Consider the following 20,552-nt stretch of genomic DNA (forward strand, 5'->3'; position numbering starts at 1 on the left):
TTGTCGCTTGATTATTAATGTGAATTTGAGTAACTTTTATTGTGTTCTTTATTACTCATCTAAAATTAAGAATCATGAAAGCAAAAAGTTTACTCCTTGCGTTTTTTGTTATTTCAATAACAGTATCTATATCCTCTTTGGCTCAAAACGAGTCTGGTCATCTCTCGTATTACACCTATGCTCAATCGCTTCAATTTCAGAGGCAGTACTATACCTCTCCAGCCAATTATTTTCAGTATTCCACTATTATTGATGCTAATGGAACCTTGTATTCCCTAGTTGTGGATAACTATGAATTACATTGCTTTACAAAGCAAAACGACTCTGAGGAATGGCAGAAAGAATTAATCCCAACTGGTCATGATGGAGATATTTATATCGCATTTATAGGCTTAACGGGAAATAACCAAAGGGTAATAGCTTATAGTTATAATCCGTACTTTAATTATGGGGCGGCTACTCCTTATGGATATGAGTTTTGGTGCACAACCGTTATTTTAATAGAAACAAGTGAGGGTTGGGTGGAAAAAGTATACTTTACTCAACCTCAAGACTCGTGGTCATATAATTATGGATTGATACCCTTTGCCATTAATTCAGATGTTGATGGGACAGTACATTTAATTTTGCACAGAAGAGGATGGTATAATTATGGAGGCGCGTTGTATGAGGTTATTGTGGATTATAGTAACAATCAGGCAAATTGGGGTGAAATGACGCAGATTCATGTGTACTCTGAAGGGACAATTGACAGAGGTACATCCTGGGTAGGTCGGCAGGTAATTAAGAATGATGAGCAACATTTGGTTTATTATAAGCAGGCACCAGCATCAGGCACTTATTATATCGATTATGCATTAAAATCCGGCGGGGTTTGGCAGCAACCTACAAGATTAAGAACTACTACCAAAGGGAATTATCATTATTATGATTTAGATATGGCTAATGATGGTAACTATTACTTTATGTATATAGAAAACAATGAACCTGAAGGGCCAACCATTTGGCTAAGTAAAAATGGAATAAACCTGAATACTTCTTTCGTGCCATTTGAAACGGGTGATGTTACAATAAAAGCAAATCTATTTCCATTAGATGATGGATCGGCACGTGTGCTTGTTTTTCTTAAGGATAAACTTCCAAAGATATTTGAATATGATGGTTTGACATTGACAGAATTAGATCCGTTAACTTTTGATAATACTCAGGCATCCGATCTGTTTATTGGAAAATCATTTGTTCCCATACCTAATTATGCCATGCTAAATGATGGTGTGAATGCTATGGGCTTTTCATCAGATAATGTAAGTACTTCATCTTCCGGAGATGTAACTACATATTACCAGTACGATAGGCTTTTTGTTGAGGTTGATTGGCAAGGTGTGCCTTCATCAACAAATAATGTTAAAGTTGAAAAGATTATTGTTTATCCTAATCCAGCAAGTGAATCGATTCGTATAAGTAATGTTGACAAAGGAAGTCTTATTAATGTTTATAATATTAATGGAGAATTGGTCAAGTCAATGGTTTATGAAACAGAGGAAATTAATATAGGAGACTTGCCTGTTGGTATGTATGTTTTGAATGTGGGAGATGTATACCTTAAATTTATTAAACTGTAAATTAAGAAAGAGGGTGTCCAAAAACTAAACATCGTAACAACGTTAGTTTCAATTTGTAATAAATATCACTTTATGTTACACCTAAATCCCCTGAAGGGGACTTAAGCCTCCCTTTTAGGGGAGCCTGCCTGCTGCAGGCAGGGTTTGGTGGGGTAAAATGAAAGTAGAGTTACAAATTGAAAGATTGCGTATTTGCGGAATTACTTTTTGGACACCCTCTTTATCTTTCGTATTATAAGATAGAATCAATGTTTTCTGCGGGTCGTCCTAAAACGGCCTTGTCGCCATTAATAATGATTGGTCTTTCAATTAATTTTGGATATTCTACCATGGCCAGTATCCATTCTTCATCAGATAACTCCTTATCTTCAAACTCTTCTTTAAAGATATCTTCTTTAGTGCGAATGATCTCTAAAGGACGTTTTCCTAATTTTCGCAATACTTCTTGCAGCTCATCTGGTGTTATGGGTTCATCAAGGTATTTGAATATTTCAAATTCAACGCCTTTGTCTTCTAGATATTTAACTCCGGCCCGACTTTTGCCACATCGGGGATTATGAAATATTTGTATCATGCTATTGGATTTTAATTAGTTGTCATAAACTTCCTGTGCACCGTATTCCATTAAATAGGCTTTTATAAAGTCATCAATTTCTCCATCTAAAACACCTTGCACATTGGATGTTTCGTGATTGGTTCTGACATCTTTAACCATTTTATAAGGTTGAAGCACGTATGAGCGAATTTGTGAACCCCATTCAATCTTCTTTTTCTGCGATTCAATCTTATTTTGCTCTTCTAATTGTTTGCGTAATTCAATCTCATAAAGCTGCGACTTTAACAAGCGCATGGCGTTTTCTTTGTTGGCAAGCTGCGATCGTGATTCGGTATTTTCAATGATGATACCCGATGGTATATGTCGCAATCTAACACCGGTTTCTACCTTATTCACATTTTGCCCGCCGGCACCTCCTGATCGGAAGGTGTCCCACTCAATATCACTTGGATTAACATCAATCTCAATGCTATCATCAATTAGTGGAATTACAAAAACCGAAGTAAATGAGGTCATTCGTTTATTGGCTGAGTTAAATGGTGAAAGGCGTACCAAGCGATGTACACCATTTTCGCTTTTTAAATAGCCATAAGCAAAATCACCTTCAAACTGCAAAGTAACAGTTTTAATACCTGCTTCGTCGCCTTCTTGATAGTTTACTTCTTTTACTTTGTAGTTATGAGCCTCGCCCCAGCGTATGTACATGCGCATCAACATTTGTGCCCAGTCCTGACTTTCTGTACCACCGGCGCCGGCATTAATTTTAAGAACCGCACCCATTTTGTCTTCATCGCGGCGAAGCATATTTTTCAGCTCCAGCTTTTCAATCAATTCAAGTGTGGCCTGGTATTGTTCATCAACATCCGCAGCTTCAGCTTCACCTGCTTTATGAAAATCAAATAATACCTGCAAATCTTCAATGGATGCTTTTACTTCGTTATATTCATTAACCCAACTTTTCAATTCGCGAAGTTTCTTCATCTGTACTTCTGCCTTCTTGGCATCGTCCCAGAAGTCAGGAGCCTGCGATCGCATCTCTTCTTCATCTATTTCAATAACCTTGCGATCGATGTCAAAGATACCTCCTTAACGCCAATTCGCGTCCACTTAAGTCTTTTAGTGTTTCTTGTGTAATCATTGATTTTTTTATTTGATACAAAGGTAACAAACCAACAGGATATTTTGGTTCAAAAGATGTTTTGAAAGGATATTTGAGGTAGGACTTTTTGTTGATGTATTTAGTTAATCTGGATAAATGCTTTTATCAACTTCTTTGCAATATCTCGAAAGGTATTTATAAGCCTCGTAGTTTCCCAGGTTTCCGGCTTTATTCCAATCACCACAAGCTTCTTCTTTTAAGCCAATATTATATTTAGCAATTCCCCTGTTAATAAACGCATGTACGTCTTCGGCATTTTTTTCAATAGCCTTGTCATAGTCTTCAATGGCACCTAATAAATCTTTGTTATCAGCACGCATTATTCCTCTCAGGGTGTAAATGCCTGATAAGTTAGGATTGAGATAGATAGTTTTACTTATATCTTCAAGGGTGCCTTCTTTGTTGTCGGAATATTTAAAACGTAAACGACTACGTTCGTAATAGGCTGTAGCTTCTAATGAATCGTGTAAAATAGCTTCCGTGCATCGGTTATACGCTTCCTGAATATTTTCTCTTCGTTCGAGATCTATCATTGCTTGCTGAACGATGGCTGCCGCAAAGTTTGGTTGATGATCTAGGCATAAGGTAAAGTTAATCTGAGCTTCATTTTTCTTTTTCTCTTCCAAATCAATCAATCCTTGTAGGTAATACTGAAGATAGAAATTGGGATTTATCCGGTTACAATCCTTAAAATCTTCACGACTTCCTACTTTGTTGTTGTATTTGTATCGGGCATAGGCTCTTAGGCTTCGTGCCTCCACATCATCAATGGTTTGATTAATGTGTTTACTCAGTTGGCGGGCTGCATTAATATAATCTTCAATCAGAATATTGAATATTCCTAAGCTTATCTCAGGACTAAATAGCATGCTCAGTTCTGGATTCATCTTAATATTCTCAATTTGCAGGTTGATATCTACCCAGTTTGAATCATTAAGCAGGTAAGAATTATATACTATCTTTTTTTGTTTTTGTGGTAGGCTTTTGATTATGCCCACCAATTCGCCTTTGTAGTTAATTGCCGGTGCCCCATTGGTAGAAGATGATATAGATTCGCTGATAACACCAGATCGACTCACAAATGGGAAATAAGCAATTTGTGATACCGGAGCCAGATAGGTGCCATCCTCTTCTTCGTCCTCGTCGTTTTGAGGCAATATCATTGTAAGTACTTCTTCATTTTCTTTAAAGGATACTTTCGATGGCAATAAATAATTAAAAAGCCTGGTTCTGTTGGAGGACTCAACCTTAATTAATGCCAGGTTGGTATAAGGATGTACAGATATTACTCGTTCAATATTGTAGTCACGGCCACTTCGCAGCTCTACAATGGCAGAGTCTGCTTTCTCAAAAATTGAACTCGTTGTAATAGCTAAACCATTGGGTGAAATAAAGAATCCGGCCGAAGAACCAATTTGCCTGCCTTGTTTGTCGAAACTTATTGCTTCAAATACTGTCTTTTCACTTTTTTCAATTATCTGTACCAGGCTTTGTGTTTTAGCATTAAAACTGAAAGTTAAAAGAGCTAATATGAATAGTATGGGTAGAGTTTGCCTCATTAATTTCATTTAAATTATCTCAAAAATAATAATTCAAAGATGTAAGTTCTTTAAGTTTTGTCATATGTACAATAAATCAAATTAAACAGCTGAAAATTTTACATTAATTACTAACTATTCGAAGGACTAATTGTTTGAATATAGTTTTTGTTTGCAAAGATTTATGTGCAGATCCGGAATTTGGTTCTGATATTGTATTTATACCAGAATGAGTTAGTATAGAAGAAAAGTATAGAAACAAAAAAAGGACAGCAATTTGCTGTCCTTTTTTTATGGGTGAAAGACCGGTCTCGAACCGGCGACCTCTGGAACCACAATCCAGCGCTCTAACCAACTGAGCTACAATCACCATTTTTTCTAAAGCGATGCAAAGATAATATTATCGAATTGAATCTTGCAATAGTTGGGCGAAAAAAATTAAATCTTTTTCTTTGTCATCGATTATTCAATACGGTTTTATTGCAATTAGTGCAATTCAATTATTTGGAATTCAACAAAGTAAAATCTGTGATATAAAATCGTTAATGAATGTAAATTACTTTAGAGATGAAATTTTTTATCGAAAATAAGGAGCTGGATAAAGAACTTGAGATGATTTTGAATCAGATTAAGCTTCGGATGAATGGGACGACTGTTGGTCAAATGGAAGGTCGCGGAATAAAATACCGGGTTAATTACGGTGTTGGATTTCCGCATCTAAAAGAGATAGCTTCTTCTCATAATTCTGATTATAATTTGGCCGAAAGACTATGGTTGAAAGAAATCAGAGAGACAATGCTTCTAGGGGCAATGTTGGTTCCTCAAAGCGAAATGACCATAGAAAGATGTAGAGAATGGAGTCAATTAATTACAAATATTGACTTGGTTGAAAGAACATCCATGGTGTTGTGGGGGCATTTGCCTATAGCTGAAGAATTAGTGAATGAGTGGAAGTGTAGCGAGAATCAATGGCTAAAACTTTTGGCAAATTATACAAAAGGGTGGTCTGTTCAATATACAAACAAGTGTACCGAGCTAATGATTGATGAGCTAATTTCGGAAGATTTGACTGAAGCCGATTATGGTTATCTTAAGTCTGTAGCTTTTGCAATCAAAAAAATGTTACGTGTATTGGGTAAAAGTACGGTAAAGCTAAAGGGATGGATTGAAGAAGTAAATTGTATTGAGAATAAGGGGCTTCAGCTTATTGTTCAGGATGTAATTGGTGAAATTGAGTTTGTAGAAGATAAATAATAAAAGAGTTTCTGCATTTTGCAATGTGGAAAAAATCATATTTCATTAGTTTAATAAGGGTTATTTTTGCACAAATTTAGATATGCTGATATCTTCAATGTACAGACTAATTAAATCGTTCAAAAGATGAGTAATCTGGAATCTCATTTCGAAAAGTTTCGCAATAATACTATTGGAAACAAGGCTATGATTCAAACCCCCTATGGTGAAAAACCATTGATTTATGCTGACTGGATAGCCAGTGGAAGGCTATATGAGCCTATCGAAAATATTATGAAGGAAAAAATTGGTCCGATGGTGGCTAACACACATTCCGAATCGAGTGATACAGGAATGATTATGACCAATATTTACAAGTTATCTCATCGAATTATAAAAAAACATGTCAATGCTGGCAATGATGATATTATTATTACCGCCGGGTTTGGTATGACTAATGTTATAAATAAGTTACAGCGTATATTGGGAATGCGCGTGCCTGAACAGGCTAAGCGTTTTTGCAGTATGCCAGCCGAACAGCGTCCTGTAGTATTTGTAACTCATATGGAACATCACTCCAATCATACTTCATGGTTAGAAACCAATGCCGATGTGGTTGTTTTGGAGCCTGATGATCAGTTATTGGTTGATCCGGAATCGTTACGACGTGAAATAAAGAAGTATGAAAACAGAACTCTAAAGATAGGATCTTTTTCAGCATGTTCTAATGTAACGGGAGTGAGAACTCCGTATTATGAACTAGCAAAGATTATGCATCAGAACGGCGGATTCTGTTTTGTTGATTTTGCAGCCTCAGCACCCTACGATACTATAAATATGCATCCTGAAGATCCGCAGGAAAGTTTAGACGCTATCTTTTTTTCGCCTCATAAGTTTTTAGGTGGCCCTGGAAGTTCAGGGGTGATGGTATTTAATCGAGCCTTGTATCACAACATGGCGCCTGACAATTCAGGAGGAGGTACCGTTGACTGGACAAATCGTTGGGGCAAATACAGGTATATCGACGATATTGAGGCACGCGAAGATGGAGGCACGCCTGGATTTTTACAATCCATTAAGGCCGCTTTAGTAGTTAAGCTAAAAGAAGAGATGGGGACGGATAAAATCCATGCCCGGGAAAATGAGATGATTGAAAAGATATTTCGGGAATTTCGTTCTATACCAGGTATGAATATTTTGGCTGATAATGTAGAACAACGATTAGGTGCTATTTCATTTTATATTGATAATCTGCATTTTAATCTGGCGGTTCGGCTCTTGAATGACCGATATGGAATTCAGGTGCGTGGAGGATGTTCGTGTGCTGGTACTTATGGTCATTATTTATTACACGTAGATTATTATACATCCAATAAGATTACCAGTAAAATCAATCATGGAGATTTATCGGAAAAACCGGGTTGGATTCGAATGTCAATCCATCCAACAATGACTGATAAAGAGCTGGATTATGTTATTGATGCGGTAAAAGAAATTGCCACAAACTGGCAAATATGGGAGTCCGATTACGAGTACAATCCAGCCAGAAATGAATTCTATCATAAAGATTTTCCTGCAAAACAACCGGAAGATTACGAGAACTGGTTTTGGTTCTAGGAAAATTAAAATATTCGTATATTTTTGTGGTGAGACCAGTGGTTTCACCATTTTTTTTGTGATTTATGAAGATATTAGAAGTAAAAGATAAAGTTTCGAGAAAGCAGTTCTTAGAGGTTGTTGAGGATATCTACCAAAATGATGATGCTTATGTGCGCCCTTTGGATGGCATGATAGAAGAAATTTTTGATCCTTCGCAGAATATCTTTTTTACACATGGCTCAGCTACAAGGTTTATATTAAAAATTGAGAATCGTGTTGTTGGTAGGGTTGCCGCCTTTATAAACGAAAAGAAAGCTTTTGGTTTTGAACAGCCTACCGGAGGTTTGGGGTTCTTTGAATGTATAGATAATAAAGAAGCTGCTTTTAAATTATTTGATACAGCAAAAGAATGGCTTAAGGAAAGAGGTATGGAGGCCATGGATGGTCCGATAAACTTTGGCGAGAATGACAATTTCTGGGGATTATTAGTTGATGGTTTTACCCAACCTGGATTTGGGATGCAATACAATCCGCCGTATTATAAAAAGTTTTTTGAGGAATATGGTTTCTCGAATTATTTCGAGCAAATAACCAATCACCTGGATTTAACGGTGCCCTTTCCTGAACGTTTTTGGAAAATTGCCGGATGGGTTGTTAAAAAAGAAGGATTTAACTTCAAACATTTCTCTTGGAATCAAGGAAGTAAGTTTTTAGATGACTTTGAGACTGTTTACAACGATGCCTGGCGTTATCACGAAAACTTTAAGCCTATCGATCGAAAAGTGTTGGAAACAACTATGAATAAGGCAAAGCCATTTATGATGGAAGATTTAATTTGGTTTGCTTATCACCATGATGACCCAATTGGATTTATTGTTCTATTTCCTGATGTGAATCAAATTGTTAAGGGGTTTAAAGGAAAGATGAATGCTTTAAACAAGTTAAAATTCTTATGGGGGAAATATTCAAATAAAATGACGCGTGCCAGAGTGGTTATTTTGGGGGTTGTACCAAAGTTTCAACGATCGGGTATTGAATCCGGATTATTCTGGAATTTAAAAGGTGCGGTGGAGAAGAAGCCTTATTTGAAAGAACTCGAGCTTTCATGGGTAGGTGATTTTAATCCTAAGATGAGGGTATTGCAGGAGTCAATGGGAGCTTCTTTTGGCAAGAAACATATTACTTACCGATACCTCTTTAATGGCCAGAAAATAAGCAAAGAAAGGGCTTCGCAGATACCGGTAGATACAAAGTATTCTGAAGATGATAAAAAAGTTTTGTAAATTCTGTGTTTAAATCTTTTGTCATTAATAATTTATGAATTATCTTTGCAGCCCGAATAAGAATTAGAATAGTAAGGATTTAAAGCATATAACAATGAAACAAGGAATTCATCCGGATAATTACAGATTGGTAGCTTTTACCGATATGTCAAACGGGGAAACATTCATTACTCGTTCTACTGTTGCAACAAAAGATACTGTTGAAATCGACGGGACTGAATATCCTCAAGTGAAGTTGGAAATTTCTAACACATCACACCCATTTTACACTGGTAAAATGAAATTAGTAGATACTGCAGGACGTGTTGATAAGTTTATGAGCCGTTATCAAAAACATTTCGACAAACGTAAGTAATAACTACTTATTAAGATATAGAGAAAGCTTCGGAACATCCGGAGCTTTTTTTGTATTTTTAAGTCTACAAATACTTGAAAGATGTAGATTTGATCAAGTATATTTTTGTCTTAGGGGTAATTTCGGGGAAGATGTATCTTTTACTAATACCGACCGTAGGATATTGGAGAAGGTATTCAACGATACTTTAAATTGCAGAAGTGCCCTTCAAAAGTTTTTGGCACGTCTATTGACACTATAGAATTCGTTGAATTTTAATGAGCTTTGCAGACATATTGACAGTTTGTCTGCCTATTTGAGATAGTTAATATGAATAAAAATAAAACAAAGCAAAATAATCTCTACTTTTCAGATGTATTTGAGTCTGATGCTGAGTTTATTCCGATTGTTGCAGAGGGTGATGAAAAAAGTGTGAATGAACTGGAAGTGCCTGACACATTGCCAATATTACCTTTAAGAAATACAGTGTTATTTCCGGGGGTAATTATTCCTATTTCTTTAGGAAGAGCAAAATCACTTCAGTTGATTAAAGATGTGCAGCGCAATAAAGGTTACTTTGGTGCTGTTGCTCAGCGAGATGTTAAAGTAGATGATCCTCAGAAAGAAGATCTATATGAAGTGGGAACTATGGCCAAGGTGATTAAAATCCTTGAAATGCCCGATGATTCTACTTCAGTTATCATTCAAGGAAAAAAACGCTTTCGTTTAGATGAAATAGTTACCGATGAGCCATATCATATGGCCAAAGTGACAGGGTTAGAAGATATTGAACCCACAGATAAAACGAAAGGTGAATTTGAAGCTGTTGTTAGCTCAATCAAAGATTTGTCGTTGAGAGTAATTAAAGCATCTTCGCATATTCCACCAGAGGCATCATTTGCCATAAAGAATATTGAGAATGATGGTTTCCTTATCAACTTTGTTGGTTCTAACTCAGAAATGTCTGTTGAGGAAAAGCAAAAAGTGCTTGAACTGGAAGGGTTACTAGACCGAGGAATGGCTCTTTTGGAACATTTGGCACGCGAAGTACAGATGCAAGAGTTGAAAAACGATATTCAAAGCAAAGTTAAGCAAGATATAGATCAACAACAGCGCGAATATCTGCTTCAGCAACAAATTAAAACCATTCAGGATGAGTTAGGCTCTAGCCCAATTGAGCAAGAGGTAAGAGTTCTAAAAGAAAGAGCTGAAAAGAAAAAATGGGGTAAAGAAGTTAAGGAATTGTTTGAGAAAGAATTGGACAAGTTGCAGCGTTTAAATCCTGCAGCTGGAGAATACTCTGTTCAATATAATTATCTTCAAACATTGCTTGATATCCCATGGAATGAATATACCAAGGATAACTACGACTTAAAGAGGGCTGAGAGATTTCTGAATAGAGATCATTATGGTTTGGATAAGGTAAAGGAACGTATTCTTGAACATCTGGCCGTTCTTAAATTAAAAGGTGAATTAAAATCGCCTATTATCTGTTTATATGGACCTCCGGGAGTTGGAAAAACTTCATTAGGTAAATCGGTTGCTGATGCAGTTGGACGGAAGTATGTTCGAATGTCGTTGGGTGGCGTACATGATGAGGCTGAGATTAGAGGACATCGAAAAACATATATTGGCGCTATGCCAGGTCGTATCATTCAGAATATTAAGAAAGCAGGTTCTGCAAACCCTGTATTTATTTTGGATGAGATAGATAAAATTAGCAGTAGTTTCCATGGTGATCCGGCTTCAGCTTTATTAGAGGTTCTGGATCCTGAGCAAAACGAACATTTTCATGATAACTTTCTGGAAGTAGATTTCGATTTGTCAAATGTGATGTTTATCGCTACTGCCAACACTATCGGTAATATTGCTCAGCCATTGCTTGATCGCATGGAATTAATCGATGTAAGTGGATATATTTTAGAAGAGAAAGTGGAAATCGCTCGTCGTCATTTACTTCCTCATCAAATGGAGAACCATGGCATCGAAAAAGGTAAGTTATCTATCAATAAAAACGTACTAGGTTACATTGTAGAGTCGTACACGCGAGAGTCGGGTGTTCGTGAACTAAATAAGGTTTTGGCAAAGCTTTGTCGTAAAGTAGCCTTGAAAATTGCCAAAGAAGAGGAAGTCAAGAAAAATCTTGTCATTAAAGATGTTGCCGAATATCTAGGAACACCTCGTTTCTCTAAAGACAAATGGCAGGATAATTCAACAGCCGGTGTAGTAACTGGTTTGGCATGGACAGCTGTTGGTGGGGAGATTCTTTTTGTAGAAAGCAGTATAAGTAAAGGTAAAGGCAAGTTGACGCTTACCGGTAACTTAGGTGATGTGATGAAAGAATCTGCTGTGTTAGCGTTGGAGTATCTTAGGGCTAATGCTGAAATGCTGGGGCTGAAAACTGAAACCTTTGACGATTGGAATGTACATGTTCATGTTCCTGAGGGGGCTATTCCTAAAGATGGTCCTTCAGCTGGTGTTACTATGGTCACTTCATTGGCATCCATCTTTACTCAACGTAAAGTGAGAGCCCGATTGGCTATGACCGGTGAGATAACACTGAGAGGAAAGGTTTTACCTGTTGGTGGAATTAAAGAAAAAATATTAGCTGCCAAACGGGCTGGTATTTCAGACATTATTCTTTCGCAGGAAAACAAGAAAGATATTGATGACATTAAGGATATGTACCTGGATGGATTAACTTTCCATTTTGTGAAGGAAATATCGGAAGTACTCGAATTTGCGCTTCTCGATGAAAAAGTAAGTAAACCAATTGATATATAATAAAAAAGGTCAGCGAAAGCTGACCTTTTTTTATTTAGTGAAAATTAAATTTTATATCCTGGTTGCTGTGTAATACTTCTGCGCAGAATAGGTCTTCAAAATTCTCCATTACACTTTCCATCTCTGGATCAATTCTGGAAAGAGTTTTTCTTAATAGAGCTTTGGGAATATGCTTATAGTAGGCCTGAGATAATCCTCCTGTTATTGAGGCAATAGTATTCGAAGGTCCATCAAGCCATATGGCTTTTCTAATAGCGTCTTCAAAATTAGATGAGTCAATAAAAGCAAGTAAAGCTGCAGGAGCAGGTGAATTATATTTCTTCATTAATTCATTTACTTCATCCTTATCAATGGTAGCTGGAAGATCATAACCGATTTTTGTTTTTAAAAATTCTCTTATTTCTTCTTTACTACCTCCTTTTTTTGAGATAAATATAGCACCGGTCATTGCTTGAGCGGCTTTCACTTTTGGTTCGAGTGCATGAGTTATCACAGTTGCTTTTTCAGCAAGTTCCAATGCTTCATCTAATGACTGTGATGCAAAACCAATAGGTGCTACTCTACGTGCAGCTCCATCACCTGAACTATTGTATTGTTGATTAGGTTTGTCAGTCAGGGCCCAGTCAAGGAATTTTTGTCGATAGCCTGCTTTGGGGAATTTTCGTGCCCATTGACGTAAGCTAACGTCAAACGGAACTTTTTTTATGATTGCATCAGCAATGGCGATGGTTAGGACAGTGTCTGTAGTATAAGCCGAAAAGGGCTTTAATAATTGAAATTCAGTAGTGCTTTGGGGCGACTCAATAAAAGCCGACCCGATAATGTCTCCGATTATTGATCCTCTCATGATGTGTATGGGTAATGGGCATTTACATTAAGGTGATTTTGTTAACTCTCTGGTGCATTTTTTTCTTCGGTATGAAAGTAGTGAAAAAATATAGATAGACGTTTAATAATGTTATAATTTTAGTATTTAGATGGCTTAAATAGTGTGTTTTGTCGACTTTTAGACTTATATATTTAAAAAGAAAATATGTTTTTCTCAATATTTTAAGATAACTTGTTAAAAGGATCAAATTCTTCAAATATTTTGTTTAATGACAGAAAGGCTAAAGTATATTCTATGGTTTGTTTTAGCATGTTGTACCGTTGTTCTTTTGTGGTATTTCAGAGCGGTTGTTTCCTTTGTTTTGGTTTCTGTTGTTATATCATTGGTTATTCGCCCAATTTTTGATTTAATAAAGAAGATCAAAATCAGAGATTGGCAAATCTCAAACTCATTATCTGCATTACTAACAGTGCTAATCTTGTGGGTATTCGTTTTCAGTTTTTTTAGACTGACAGTACCTTTTGTAATTAAAGAAATTCATTTTCTAAGTAGTGTTGATATTGACGTTGTTTTTCTAAAGGCCGAAAGATTAGTTGATAATTTGTTAGAGCCACTTAATCATTCCGAGTTCGGAAAAGCCGGCTTAGAGGTTCTTGAAGATCAAATTAAGGAAACTGCTATTACCTTTTTTGATTTTACGCAGTTAAGGAGTTTATTTACCGGAGTTCTTGGTTTTTTAGGAGGCTTGTTCATATTTATTTTCAGTGTATCTTTTATCACTTTCTTTTTTCTAAAAGAAGAGTGGTTAATAATTGAAGGGTTGTTACTATTTGTTCCTTCCCATTACGAGAGTGCTTTAAAGCACATGCTGGCGTCCATTAAAACCCTACTTCGCAGATATTTTATTGGAGTTATCATACAGGTCACATTAATTTCTCTTTTTGTGACCATTGGATTTTTAATTGTTGGTATTGAATTTCAACATGCTGTTATTATTGGCCTTTTCTCAGGATTGATTAATGTGATACCTTATTTAGGACCATTAATTGGTGCCTTTTTCGGATACTTGGTTGGCTTAATAGTATATGTACAGTTAGCAGTGCCACCTGATTTTTTCAATTTTGTATTAGGTATCTTTTTCGTTTACTTGATTGTACAGTTGATGGATAATCTCATCTTTCAGCCATTTATTTTTTCATCCAGTGTAAGAGCTCATCCGTTAGAGATTTTTCTAATAATTCTAATGTCTGGCTATATGGCTGGAATACCAGGTATGTTTTTAGCTATTCCTGTTTATACTATTATTAGAGTTGTAGCCAAGGAGTTCTTCTTTAATTATAAATTGGTGAAAAAGCTTACAGAAAATCTAAAAGAATAAAGGAGTAAAAAATCTTAAAAACTATATTTGTTTGTGTAAACAATCTTCAACTTAAATCGTTATGAATGGTTAAAAGTTGAAATGTTAAAAAAGATTAATAGCTAATAATTCAAAATCTGTTGATTAGATGATACTTATGAAAATAGGTTGGTCTAATTTGATGAAAAATAATAAGTCAATATGGTTAAAACTTTATCTAAGTCCCGTTCTTCCGGGAAGATTTTCTTAAAGTTTTTCTTAATTTTTTTAATAGTTTCCTCAACTACAAATGTTGGGGCACAAGAAAAACATAGTCAAAAGGGAGCTCCGGAACCTGACTTAAAAGTTGGTGAAAGGCTGTATTACGGACTGATTTCAACGGGTGAAGATGCTAAGGCATGTGCCTCTTGCCACACCTATTACACTTCTGATACAATCAATTGGAATCCATCTGCTTTAGAAATGGCACAAGTAGCTGCAGATATGGATTTGGCAACTTTCAAGAGTCATTTATTAACCCCGTCGGGTGCAATGCGCGAAAAGGTGCATATAAATTACGAACTAACGGATGAGCAGTTATTCAATCTGCATGGATACCTAACGGAACTTGCCGATTCTGGTGTTCCTCAAAAGAAAATGTCTATTAATACCATTTTGATTTTTCTATTGTTGGGAGTTTTAATGGCTGTTGCTTTGGTGGATATTTTCTTTACTAAAAAGATTAAATTTAAGCTTATACATATTCTTATCATCATGGCTGGCTTGGCTTATCAGGGTAAAGTTATTGCACATACATTAATCGATTTCGGAAGAAGTCCGGATTATATGCCGGATCAACCCATCAAGTTCTCGCATAAAGTTCATGCTCAGGATAATCAAATTGACTGTAACTATTGTCATTATAATGCACAGCATGGAAAGTCAGCAGGTATTCCAAGTGCGGGTTTATGTATGAATTGTCATATGGTTGTTCGAAACGGTACGAACTCCGGGCAATTTGAAATAGCAAAGATAGTTGATGCCTACGAAAACAATAATGACATTGAATGGATACGAATTCATAATCTTCCTGATCATGTGTATTTTAATCACTCTCAACATGTAAATGCCGGTCAGTTAGATTGTGCCGAATGTCATGGTACTGTTGAAGAAATGCATATACTGAAACAAGAGAATGATCTATCAATGGGATGGTGTCTCGACTGTCATAAAAAAACCAATGTGAATTTCCGTGATAATGATTACTACAAGACCTTTGAAGCCTTGCATAAAGATATTCAGGAGGGTGCTCTTGATTCAATTAAGGCTGCTGATGTAGGAGCTAACGACTGTATGAATTGTCACCATTAATTATTAATCAACAGAGGTATATCCCTTTAAAATATAATCAGTTATTACTATGAAGCAATACTGGAAAAGCATTGAGGAATTAGTACCCGAAGAGGAGGTGGTGCAGGAGAAGAAATCTTCGTTTCTTCTTTCTGACGGGAATGACTCTTCAAAAAATTCACGTCGCGATTTTCTGAAATATTTTGGATTTGGAATCGCTTCGGCTGCTGTTTTGGCCGGATGTGAACGTCCTGTGAAAAAAGCAATCCCATTATTAATACAACCCGAAGAAGTTAAACCTGGCACAGCCAATTATTACGCTTCTACCTTCTACGATGGTTCGGAAATGGTGCCTATACTAGTTAAGGTACGTGATGGAAGACCCATAAAAATTGAAGGAAATGACCTGTGCAAATTAACAGGTGGTGCAGCTTCTGCACGTATTCAGGCATCTTTACTGAATTTATATGATGAGTCAAGACCCGCTCAACCAATGATTGACGGTAAACCTGCCTCATGGGAACAGGTAGATGCTGATATGATAAAGATTCTGGAAGAATGGGATGCAAATAACGAATTTGTTATTCTTACTCCAACCTTGATAAGTCCATCGACACAAAAACTTATAAACGATTTCAAGGATAAATTTCCTTTTGTTGTTCACGAAACATTTGATGCTTATTCGTATTCGGCATTACGTAAGGCTTTTGAACTTAATTATGGTAAGGCTATTATACCATCATATCGATTGGATGAAGCAAAGCTGGTAGTTGGGTTTAATGCTGATTTTTTAGGCACATGGTTACAACCAGTAGTTTTCGGACGTCAATATGCTGAGGCTCGAAAGTTAACTGGCGGAAAGCGTGAGATGATGCGCCATGTTCAGTTTGAGTCAACCATGACTCTTACCGGATCTAACGCCGATGAGCGGGTTCCAATGCCTGCTTTGGATGAGGCTCATTATGTAGCGGCATTATTTTCTGTTTTAGCCAAGAAGGCGGGAGTGAACGTACCTTCAATAAAGGCTCCGGTTCAGATAGAAAAAATTGCAGAAGAACTCTGGCAGGCAAAAGGAAAATCACTAGTGCTTTCAGGAAGTAACAATGTAGATGTTCAGTCCCTAATTTGTGGTATAAATCATATATTAGAAAATGAAGGTCAAACACTTCGATTAGATACTCCAATAAATTTATTTCAGGGTGATGATACAAAGTTAGATGCCCTGCTTAATAGAATAGAACTTGGTAAAGTTAGGGCTTTAATGATGTGGGGTGCTAATCCATTATATCATGCTCCATTATCAGGAAGAATGCAAGCGGCTTTTGATAAAGTAGAATTAAAAATAGCTGCTCAGTCGCAACAAACCGAATCAACTGTAGATTGTAAGTATGTGTTACCAACTCCACATTTCCTTGAAAGTTGGGATGATGCAGAACTGACACCCGGTTTATTTACTTTAACCCAACCTGCCATCAGACCAATATTTAAAACGCGGCATGCGCAGGAAAGTATAATGGCCTGGGCCGGAATGGAAGGAAAGTTCTATGATTACATAAAGCTTAACTGGAAAGAAAATATTTATAATATCAACTTGGCAAAAGGAAAACAGTTTGAAACATTCTGGAAGACTTCCTTGCGTGACGGTTTAGTATTTGATGAAGAAAGAATGCAGACAGCACCTGCTTTTTCAGGTGTTGATACCAATATTGCTTCTCAATACAACAGTACAAAATCAGGTAATGATTTAGAATTAGTATTATATCAGAATGTTCCCATTGGAGACGGAACTCTGGCAAATAATCCTTGGTTACAGGAGTTACCTGATCCGGTGAGTCGTGTGTGTTGGGACAATTATGTGGCTGTTTCTCCTGCTTTTGCTGCATTACGAGGATGGTCTCAGGGAGATGTGGTAACAGTTAGTGGCATTGATTTGCCGGTGTTGATTCAACCTGGTCAGGCACGAAATACATTGGCTGTAGCACTTGGCTATGGGCGAAAGAATGCTGGGCGTGTTGCAACTGATTTAGGAAAAGATGTTTATCCTCTGGTTGAAATGAAGGATGGATATCGCCAGTATTTGGTACCTAAGGTAGAAGCGGTAGCAACAGGTTCTACTTATGAGTTAGCCGCAACGCAATCGCATCATTCCATGGAAGGTAGAGCTTTGGTAAGAGAAACAACCATTGCAGAATATTTGAAGAATCCGGCTTCCGGAAATGAGATGCATGAAAAAGTTGAGAAGCTACATACTTCCCTTTATCATGAACATGATTATAAGGGGCATCACTGGGGAATGGCGATTGACTTACATTCTTGTATTGGTTGTAATGCTTGTGTGGTAGCTTGTTCAGCTGAAAATAATGTGCCGGTGGTTGGACGAAATGAGGTGCGTCGATCACATGAGATGCATTGGATTCGTTTGGATAGATATTATGCGGGTGATTCAGATAATCCAGAGGTGGTTCGTCAGCCTGTGATGTGTCAGCATTGCGATAATGCACCATGTGAAAATGTGTGTCCGGTAGCTGCCACCAACCATAGCTCTGAAGGTATCAACCAAATGGCTTATAATCGTTGTATCGGAACAAGATATTGTAATAATAACTGTCCTTACAAGGTGCGTCGTTTCAACTGGTATGATTACACAGGAGCTGATACGATTCCAAATAACAGAGTGGATCCTGCCGGTATGACACTGGATTTAAAACGAATGGTTTTGAATCCTGATGTAACCGTTCGGGCTAAAGGAGTAATTGAAAAATGCTCGATGTGTATTCAGCGTATTCAGGAGAAAAAGCTGACAGCTAAGCGTGAAGGCCGAATGTTGGAAGATGGTGAAATTAAAACGGCTTGTCAGCAAACATGTCCGGCTAATGCCATCACATTCGGAGATATGAATGATGAGAACAGCAATATTTCAAAATTGTTGAAGGATGCACGTCAATATGGATTATTGGAAGAGCTGCATACTTTGCCATCTGTTGTTTATCTGTCTAAAGTTAGAAATAAAGATCAAAATAAAACGCTAAGCTAATGTACGTATCGCCAGTAAGAGAACCGCTCATTAGCGGAGAAAAAAGCTATAGTAAAGTCACTGAGGAGATATATGCGCCAATGACCGGGCGACCGGGAAAAACCTGGTATGCCGGTTTAACGTTGGCACTCATAGCCTTAATGTTTGGCTTGTTTTCCATTTTTGTTACCGTTTGGGATGGTATTGGAACCTGGGGTCTTAACAGAACCATTGGATGGGGTTGGGGAATTACCAACTTTGTGTGGTGGGTAGGTATTGGTCACGCAGGAACCTTTATCTCAGCCATCTTATTGTTGTTTCGTCAGAAATGGCGTACTTCTATCAACCGAAGTGCTGAAGCAATGACCATATTTGCCGTAATGTGTGCCGGGTTATTTCCGTTGATTCACATGGGGCGTTTACCATTAGGATTTTTCATCTTCCCATATCCTAATACCAGAGATGTTTGGGTAAACTTTAACTCCCCTCTTCTATGGGACGTTTTCGCTATCTCAACATATTTGACAGTTTCACTGCTTTTCTGGTATATGGGATTGATTCCTGATATCGGTACTATTCGTGACAGACTGAAAAATGGTATCAAGAAAAAGATCTATGCCTTCTTAAGTTTTGGATGGACAGGTTCGGCTCGTCACTGGATGCGTCATGAGTCAATGAGTTTAATATTGGCTGGTTTGGCTGCTCCATTAGTTTTATCAGTGCACACTATTGTAAGTTTCGACTTTGCAACTTCGGTAATACCTGGTTGGCACACTACAATCTTTCCACCTTACTTTGTTTCAGGTGCTGTATTCTCGGGTTTTGCAATGGTATTAACGCTAATGATAATTACCCGTAAAGCCATTAATCTCGAAGATTATATCACCAAATCGCACTTGGAGTCGATGAATAAAATCATCATTGCAACCGGGTCGATTGTGGGAATAGCCTATATAACTGAGTTGTTTATCGCCTGGTATTCAGGAGTTATTTATGAGCAATATGCTTTTATCAACCGCGCCTTTGGTCCATATTGGTGGGCCTATTGGATTATGATGACTTGTAATGTGATAACTCCTCAGCTATTCTGGATAAAAAGTATACGTCGAAGTTTTACAGCCACTTTTATCATTTCCATTTTTGTGAATATTGGTATGTGGTTCGAGCGCTTCGTAATTATTGTTACCTCTCTGCATCGCGACTTTCTTCCATCGAGTTGGAGTATGTACTCACCAACCTGGGTTGAAGTAGGAATCTATTTAGGAACATTTGGTTTGTTCTTTACTCTCTTCTTCTTGTTCATTCGTTTCTTCCCGGTAATTGCTATTGCTGAGGTTAAGAGTGTATTGAAGACTTCTGCAGAGAAATTTATTAAAAAAGGAAAATAAAGAGCTATGAAGAATAAGACATACGTTTCAGGATATTTTCCGGATGATAAGGATCTGATTATTGCCATTAAAGAGCTACAGGAAAAAAATGTGGATATCACTGATGTGCGCACCCCATTTCCTGTGCATGGATTAGATAAAGTATTAAAGATGCGTAGATCGAGGCTGCCACGTGCCGGCTTTATTGCAGGTACAATAGGTGCTGTTATCGGCTTTGGTTTTCAGGCTTGGGTTTTTACAGAGGCATGGCCACTCAATTTTGGTGGTAAGCCCTATTTGTCGGTACCTTCTTTTGTTCCCGTAACCTTTGAGCTAACGGTTCTGTTTGCCGCTTTTGCCTTGGTATTTGGGTTCTTATTAAGAAGTCATCTGGGGCCGGGAGCTGATAATCATATTTTTGATGAGGAGGTAACCAACGATCGTTTTCAGATATTACTGGAAGCCAAAGACGGACAAGTAGATTCTTTGCAGGAATCTTTACAGTCGGTTGGAGCATTAGGAGTTCAATTACACGAAGTTAAATCATAA

At 37.2% G+C, this 20,552-nt stretch carries 15 protein-coding genes and 1 tRNA gene; 11 read left to right on the plus strand and 5 right to left on the minus strand.

Annotated features, from left to right (window positions below):
• Positions 1 to 74 precede the first annotated feature (74 nt).
• Positions 75 to 1,622 carry a T9SS type A sorting domain-containing protein gene (locus tag KEM10_RS01135; RefSeq protein WP_212212385.1) on the plus strand — a complete coding sequence of 516 codons (1,548 nt, stop codon included), beginning with the start codon at positions 75 to 77 and terminating at the stop codon, positions 1,620 to 1,622.
• A gap of 232 nt (positions 1,623 to 1,854) precedes the next feature.
• Here KEM10_RS01135 and arsC read toward each other — a convergent pair whose 3' ends face one another.
• From arsC to KEM10_RS01155, 4 genes are all read right to left on the minus strand, one after another.
• A complete protein-coding gene (gene arsC, locus KEM10_RS01140) occupies positions 1,855 to 2,196 on the minus strand; it encodes an arsenate reductase (glutaredoxin) (protein ID WP_212212388.1) in 342 nt (113 codons plus the stop codon).
• Positions 2,197 to 2,211: 15 nt separating this feature from the next.
• A protein-coding gene (gene prfB / locus KEM10_RS01145) for a peptide chain release factor 2 (RefSeq protein WP_212212391.1) occupies positions 2,212 to 3,316 on the minus strand; the annotation gives its coding sequence in 2 pieces (ribosomal slippage) (positions 2,212 to 3,252 and positions 3,254 to 3,316; 1,104 coding nt in all).
• 104 nt (positions 3,317 to 3,420) lie between these two features.
• Positions 3,421 to 4,896, minus strand: coding sequence for a S1 family peptidase (locus KEM10_RS01150; protein ID WP_212212394.1), 1,476 nt, complete (start codon positions 4,894 to 4,896; stop codon positions 3,421 to 3,423).
• 274 nt (positions 4,897 to 5,170) lie between these two features.
• Positions 5,171 to 5,246, minus strand: a tRNA-His gene (locus tag KEM10_RS01155).
• Between the two features lie 196 nt (positions 5,247 to 5,442).
• Here KEM10_RS01155 and KEM10_RS01160 point away from each other — a divergent pair.
• From KEM10_RS01160 to lon, 5 genes are all read left to right on the plus strand, one after another.
• On the plus strand, positions 5,443 to 6,129 hold the full coding sequence (locus tag KEM10_RS01160; protein WP_212212397.1) for a DNA alkylation repair protein: 687 nt from the start codon (positions 5,443 to 5,445) through the stop codon (positions 6,127 to 6,129).
• Between the two features lie 126 nt (positions 6,130 to 6,255).
• Positions 6,256 to 7,725 carry an aminotransferase class V-fold PLP-dependent enzyme gene (locus KEM10_RS01165; protein ID WP_212212399.1) on the plus strand — a complete coding sequence of 490 codons (1,470 nt, stop codon included), beginning with the start codon at positions 6,256 to 6,258 and terminating at the stop codon, positions 7,723 to 7,725.
• 65 nt (positions 7,726 to 7,790) lie between these two features.
• Positions 7,791 to 8,990: a GNAT family N-acetyltransferase gene (locus tag KEM10_RS01170; protein WP_212212401.1), complete on the plus strand. Its 1,200-nt coding sequence runs from the start codon at positions 7,791 to 7,793 to the stop codon at positions 8,988 to 8,990.
• A gap of 94 nt (positions 8,991 to 9,084) precedes the next feature.
• Positions 9,085 to 9,345 carry a type B 50S ribosomal protein L31 gene (locus tag KEM10_RS01175; protein WP_212212402.1) on the plus strand — a complete coding sequence of 87 codons (261 nt, stop codon included), beginning with the start codon at positions 9,085 to 9,087 and terminating at the stop codon, positions 9,343 to 9,345.
• 309 nt (positions 9,346 to 9,654) lie between these two features.
• On the plus strand, positions 9,655 to 12,108 hold the full coding sequence (lon, locus tag KEM10_RS01180) for an endopeptidase La (RefSeq protein WP_212212403.1): 2,454 nt from the start codon (positions 9,655 to 9,657) through the stop codon (positions 12,106 to 12,108).
• A gap of 34 nt (positions 12,109 to 12,142) precedes the next feature.
• Here lon and KEM10_RS01185 read toward each other — a convergent pair whose 3' ends face one another.
• Entirely contained in the window at positions 12,143 to 12,955 is an 813-nt protein-coding gene (locus KEM10_RS01185) for an ADP-ribosylglycohydrolase family protein (RefSeq protein ID WP_212212404.1), read from the minus strand.
• A 250-nt stretch (positions 12,956 to 13,205) separates the two neighbouring features.
• Here KEM10_RS01185 and KEM10_RS01190 point away from each other — a divergent pair, with 250 nt between their 5' ends.
• From KEM10_RS01190 to KEM10_RS01210, 5 genes are all read left to right on the plus strand, one after another.
• Positions 13,206 to 14,315, plus strand: a complete 1,110-nt coding sequence (locus KEM10_RS01190; protein ID WP_212212405.1) for an AI-2E family transporter — start codon at positions 13,206 to 13,208, stop codon at positions 14,313 to 14,315.
• Between the two features lie 180 nt (positions 14,316 to 14,495).
• Entirely contained in the window at positions 14,496 to 15,644 is a 1,149-nt protein-coding gene (locus KEM10_RS01195; RefSeq protein WP_212212406.1) for a cytochrome c3 family protein, read from the plus strand.
• 49 nt (positions 15,645 to 15,693) lie between these two features.
• Entirely contained in the window at positions 15,694 to 18,657 is a 2,964-nt protein-coding gene (locus KEM10_RS01200; protein ID WP_212212408.1) for a TAT-variant-translocated molybdopterin oxidoreductase, read from the plus strand.
• Positions 18,657 to 20,024 (plus strand): NrfD/PsrC family molybdoenzyme membrane anchor subunit, encoded by a 1,368-nt coding sequence (nrfD, locus tag KEM10_RS01205; protein ID WP_212212411.1) that lies wholly within the window; start codon positions 18,657 to 18,659, stop codon positions 20,022 to 20,024. Before KEM10_RS01200 ends, nrfD begins: the two co-directional genes overlap by 1 nt.
• A 6-nt stretch (positions 20,025 to 20,030) precedes the next feature.
• Positions 20,031 to 20,552, plus strand: coding sequence for a DUF3341 domain-containing protein (locus KEM10_RS01210; protein WP_212212414.1), 522 nt, complete (start codon positions 20,031 to 20,033; stop codon positions 20,550 to 20,552).

Source organism: Carboxylicivirga linearis (assembly GCF_018271995.1).
In the GTDB taxonomy this organism is placed as follows: domain Bacteria; phylum Bacteroidota; class Bacteroidia; order Bacteroidales; family Marinilabiliaceae; genus Carboxylicivirga; species Carboxylicivirga linearis.

Coding starts and splice junctions, on each gene's coding strand:
- KEM10_RS01135 (WP_212212385.1), top strand. CDS start 75: ATGAAAGCAAAAAGTTTACTCCTTGCGTTTTTTGTTATTTCAATAACA.
- arsC (WP_212212388.1), bottom strand. CDS start 2,196: ATGATACAAATATTTCATAATCCCCGATGTGGCAAAAGTCGGGCCGGA.
- KEM10_RS01150 (WP_212212394.1), bottom strand. CDS start 4,896: ATGAGGCAAACTCTACCCATACTATTCATATTAGCTCTTTTAACTTTC.
- KEM10_RS01160 (WP_212212397.1), top strand. CDS start 5,443: ATGAAATTTTTTATCGAAAATAAGGAGCTGGATAAAGAACTTGAGATG.
- KEM10_RS01165 (WP_212212399.1), top strand. CDS start 6,256: ATGAGTAATCTGGAATCTCATTTCGAAAAGTTTCGCAATAATACTATT.
- KEM10_RS01170 (WP_212212401.1), top strand. CDS start 7,791: ATGAAGATATTAGAAGTAAAAGATAAAGTTTCGAGAAAGCAGTTCTTA.
- KEM10_RS01175 (WP_212212402.1), top strand. CDS start 9,085: ATGAAACAAGGAATTCATCCGGATAATTACAGATTGGTAGCTTTTACC.
- lon (WP_212212403.1), top strand. CDS start 9,655: ATGAATAAAAATAAAACAAAGCAAAATAATCTCTACTTTTCAGATGTA.
- KEM10_RS01185 (WP_212212404.1), bottom strand. CDS start 12,955: ATGAGAGGATCAATAATCGGAGACATTATCGGGTCGGCTTTTATTGAG.
- KEM10_RS01190 (WP_212212405.1), top strand. CDS start 13,206: ATGACAGAAAGGCTAAAGTATATTCTATGGTTTGTTTTAGCATGTTGT.
- KEM10_RS01195 (WP_212212406.1), top strand. CDS start 14,496: ATGGTTAAAACTTTATCTAAGTCCCGTTCTTCCGGGAAGATTTTCTTA.
- KEM10_RS01200 (WP_212212408.1), top strand. CDS start 15,694: ATGAAGCAATACTGGAAAAGCATTGAGGAATTAGTACCCGAAGAGGAG.
- nrfD (WP_212212411.1), top strand. CDS start 18,657: ATGTACGTATCGCCAGTAAGAGAACCGCTCATTAGCGGAGAAAAAAGC.
- KEM10_RS01210 (WP_212212414.1), top strand. CDS start 20,031: ATGAAGAATAAGACATACGTTTCAGGATATTTTCCGGATGATAAGGAT.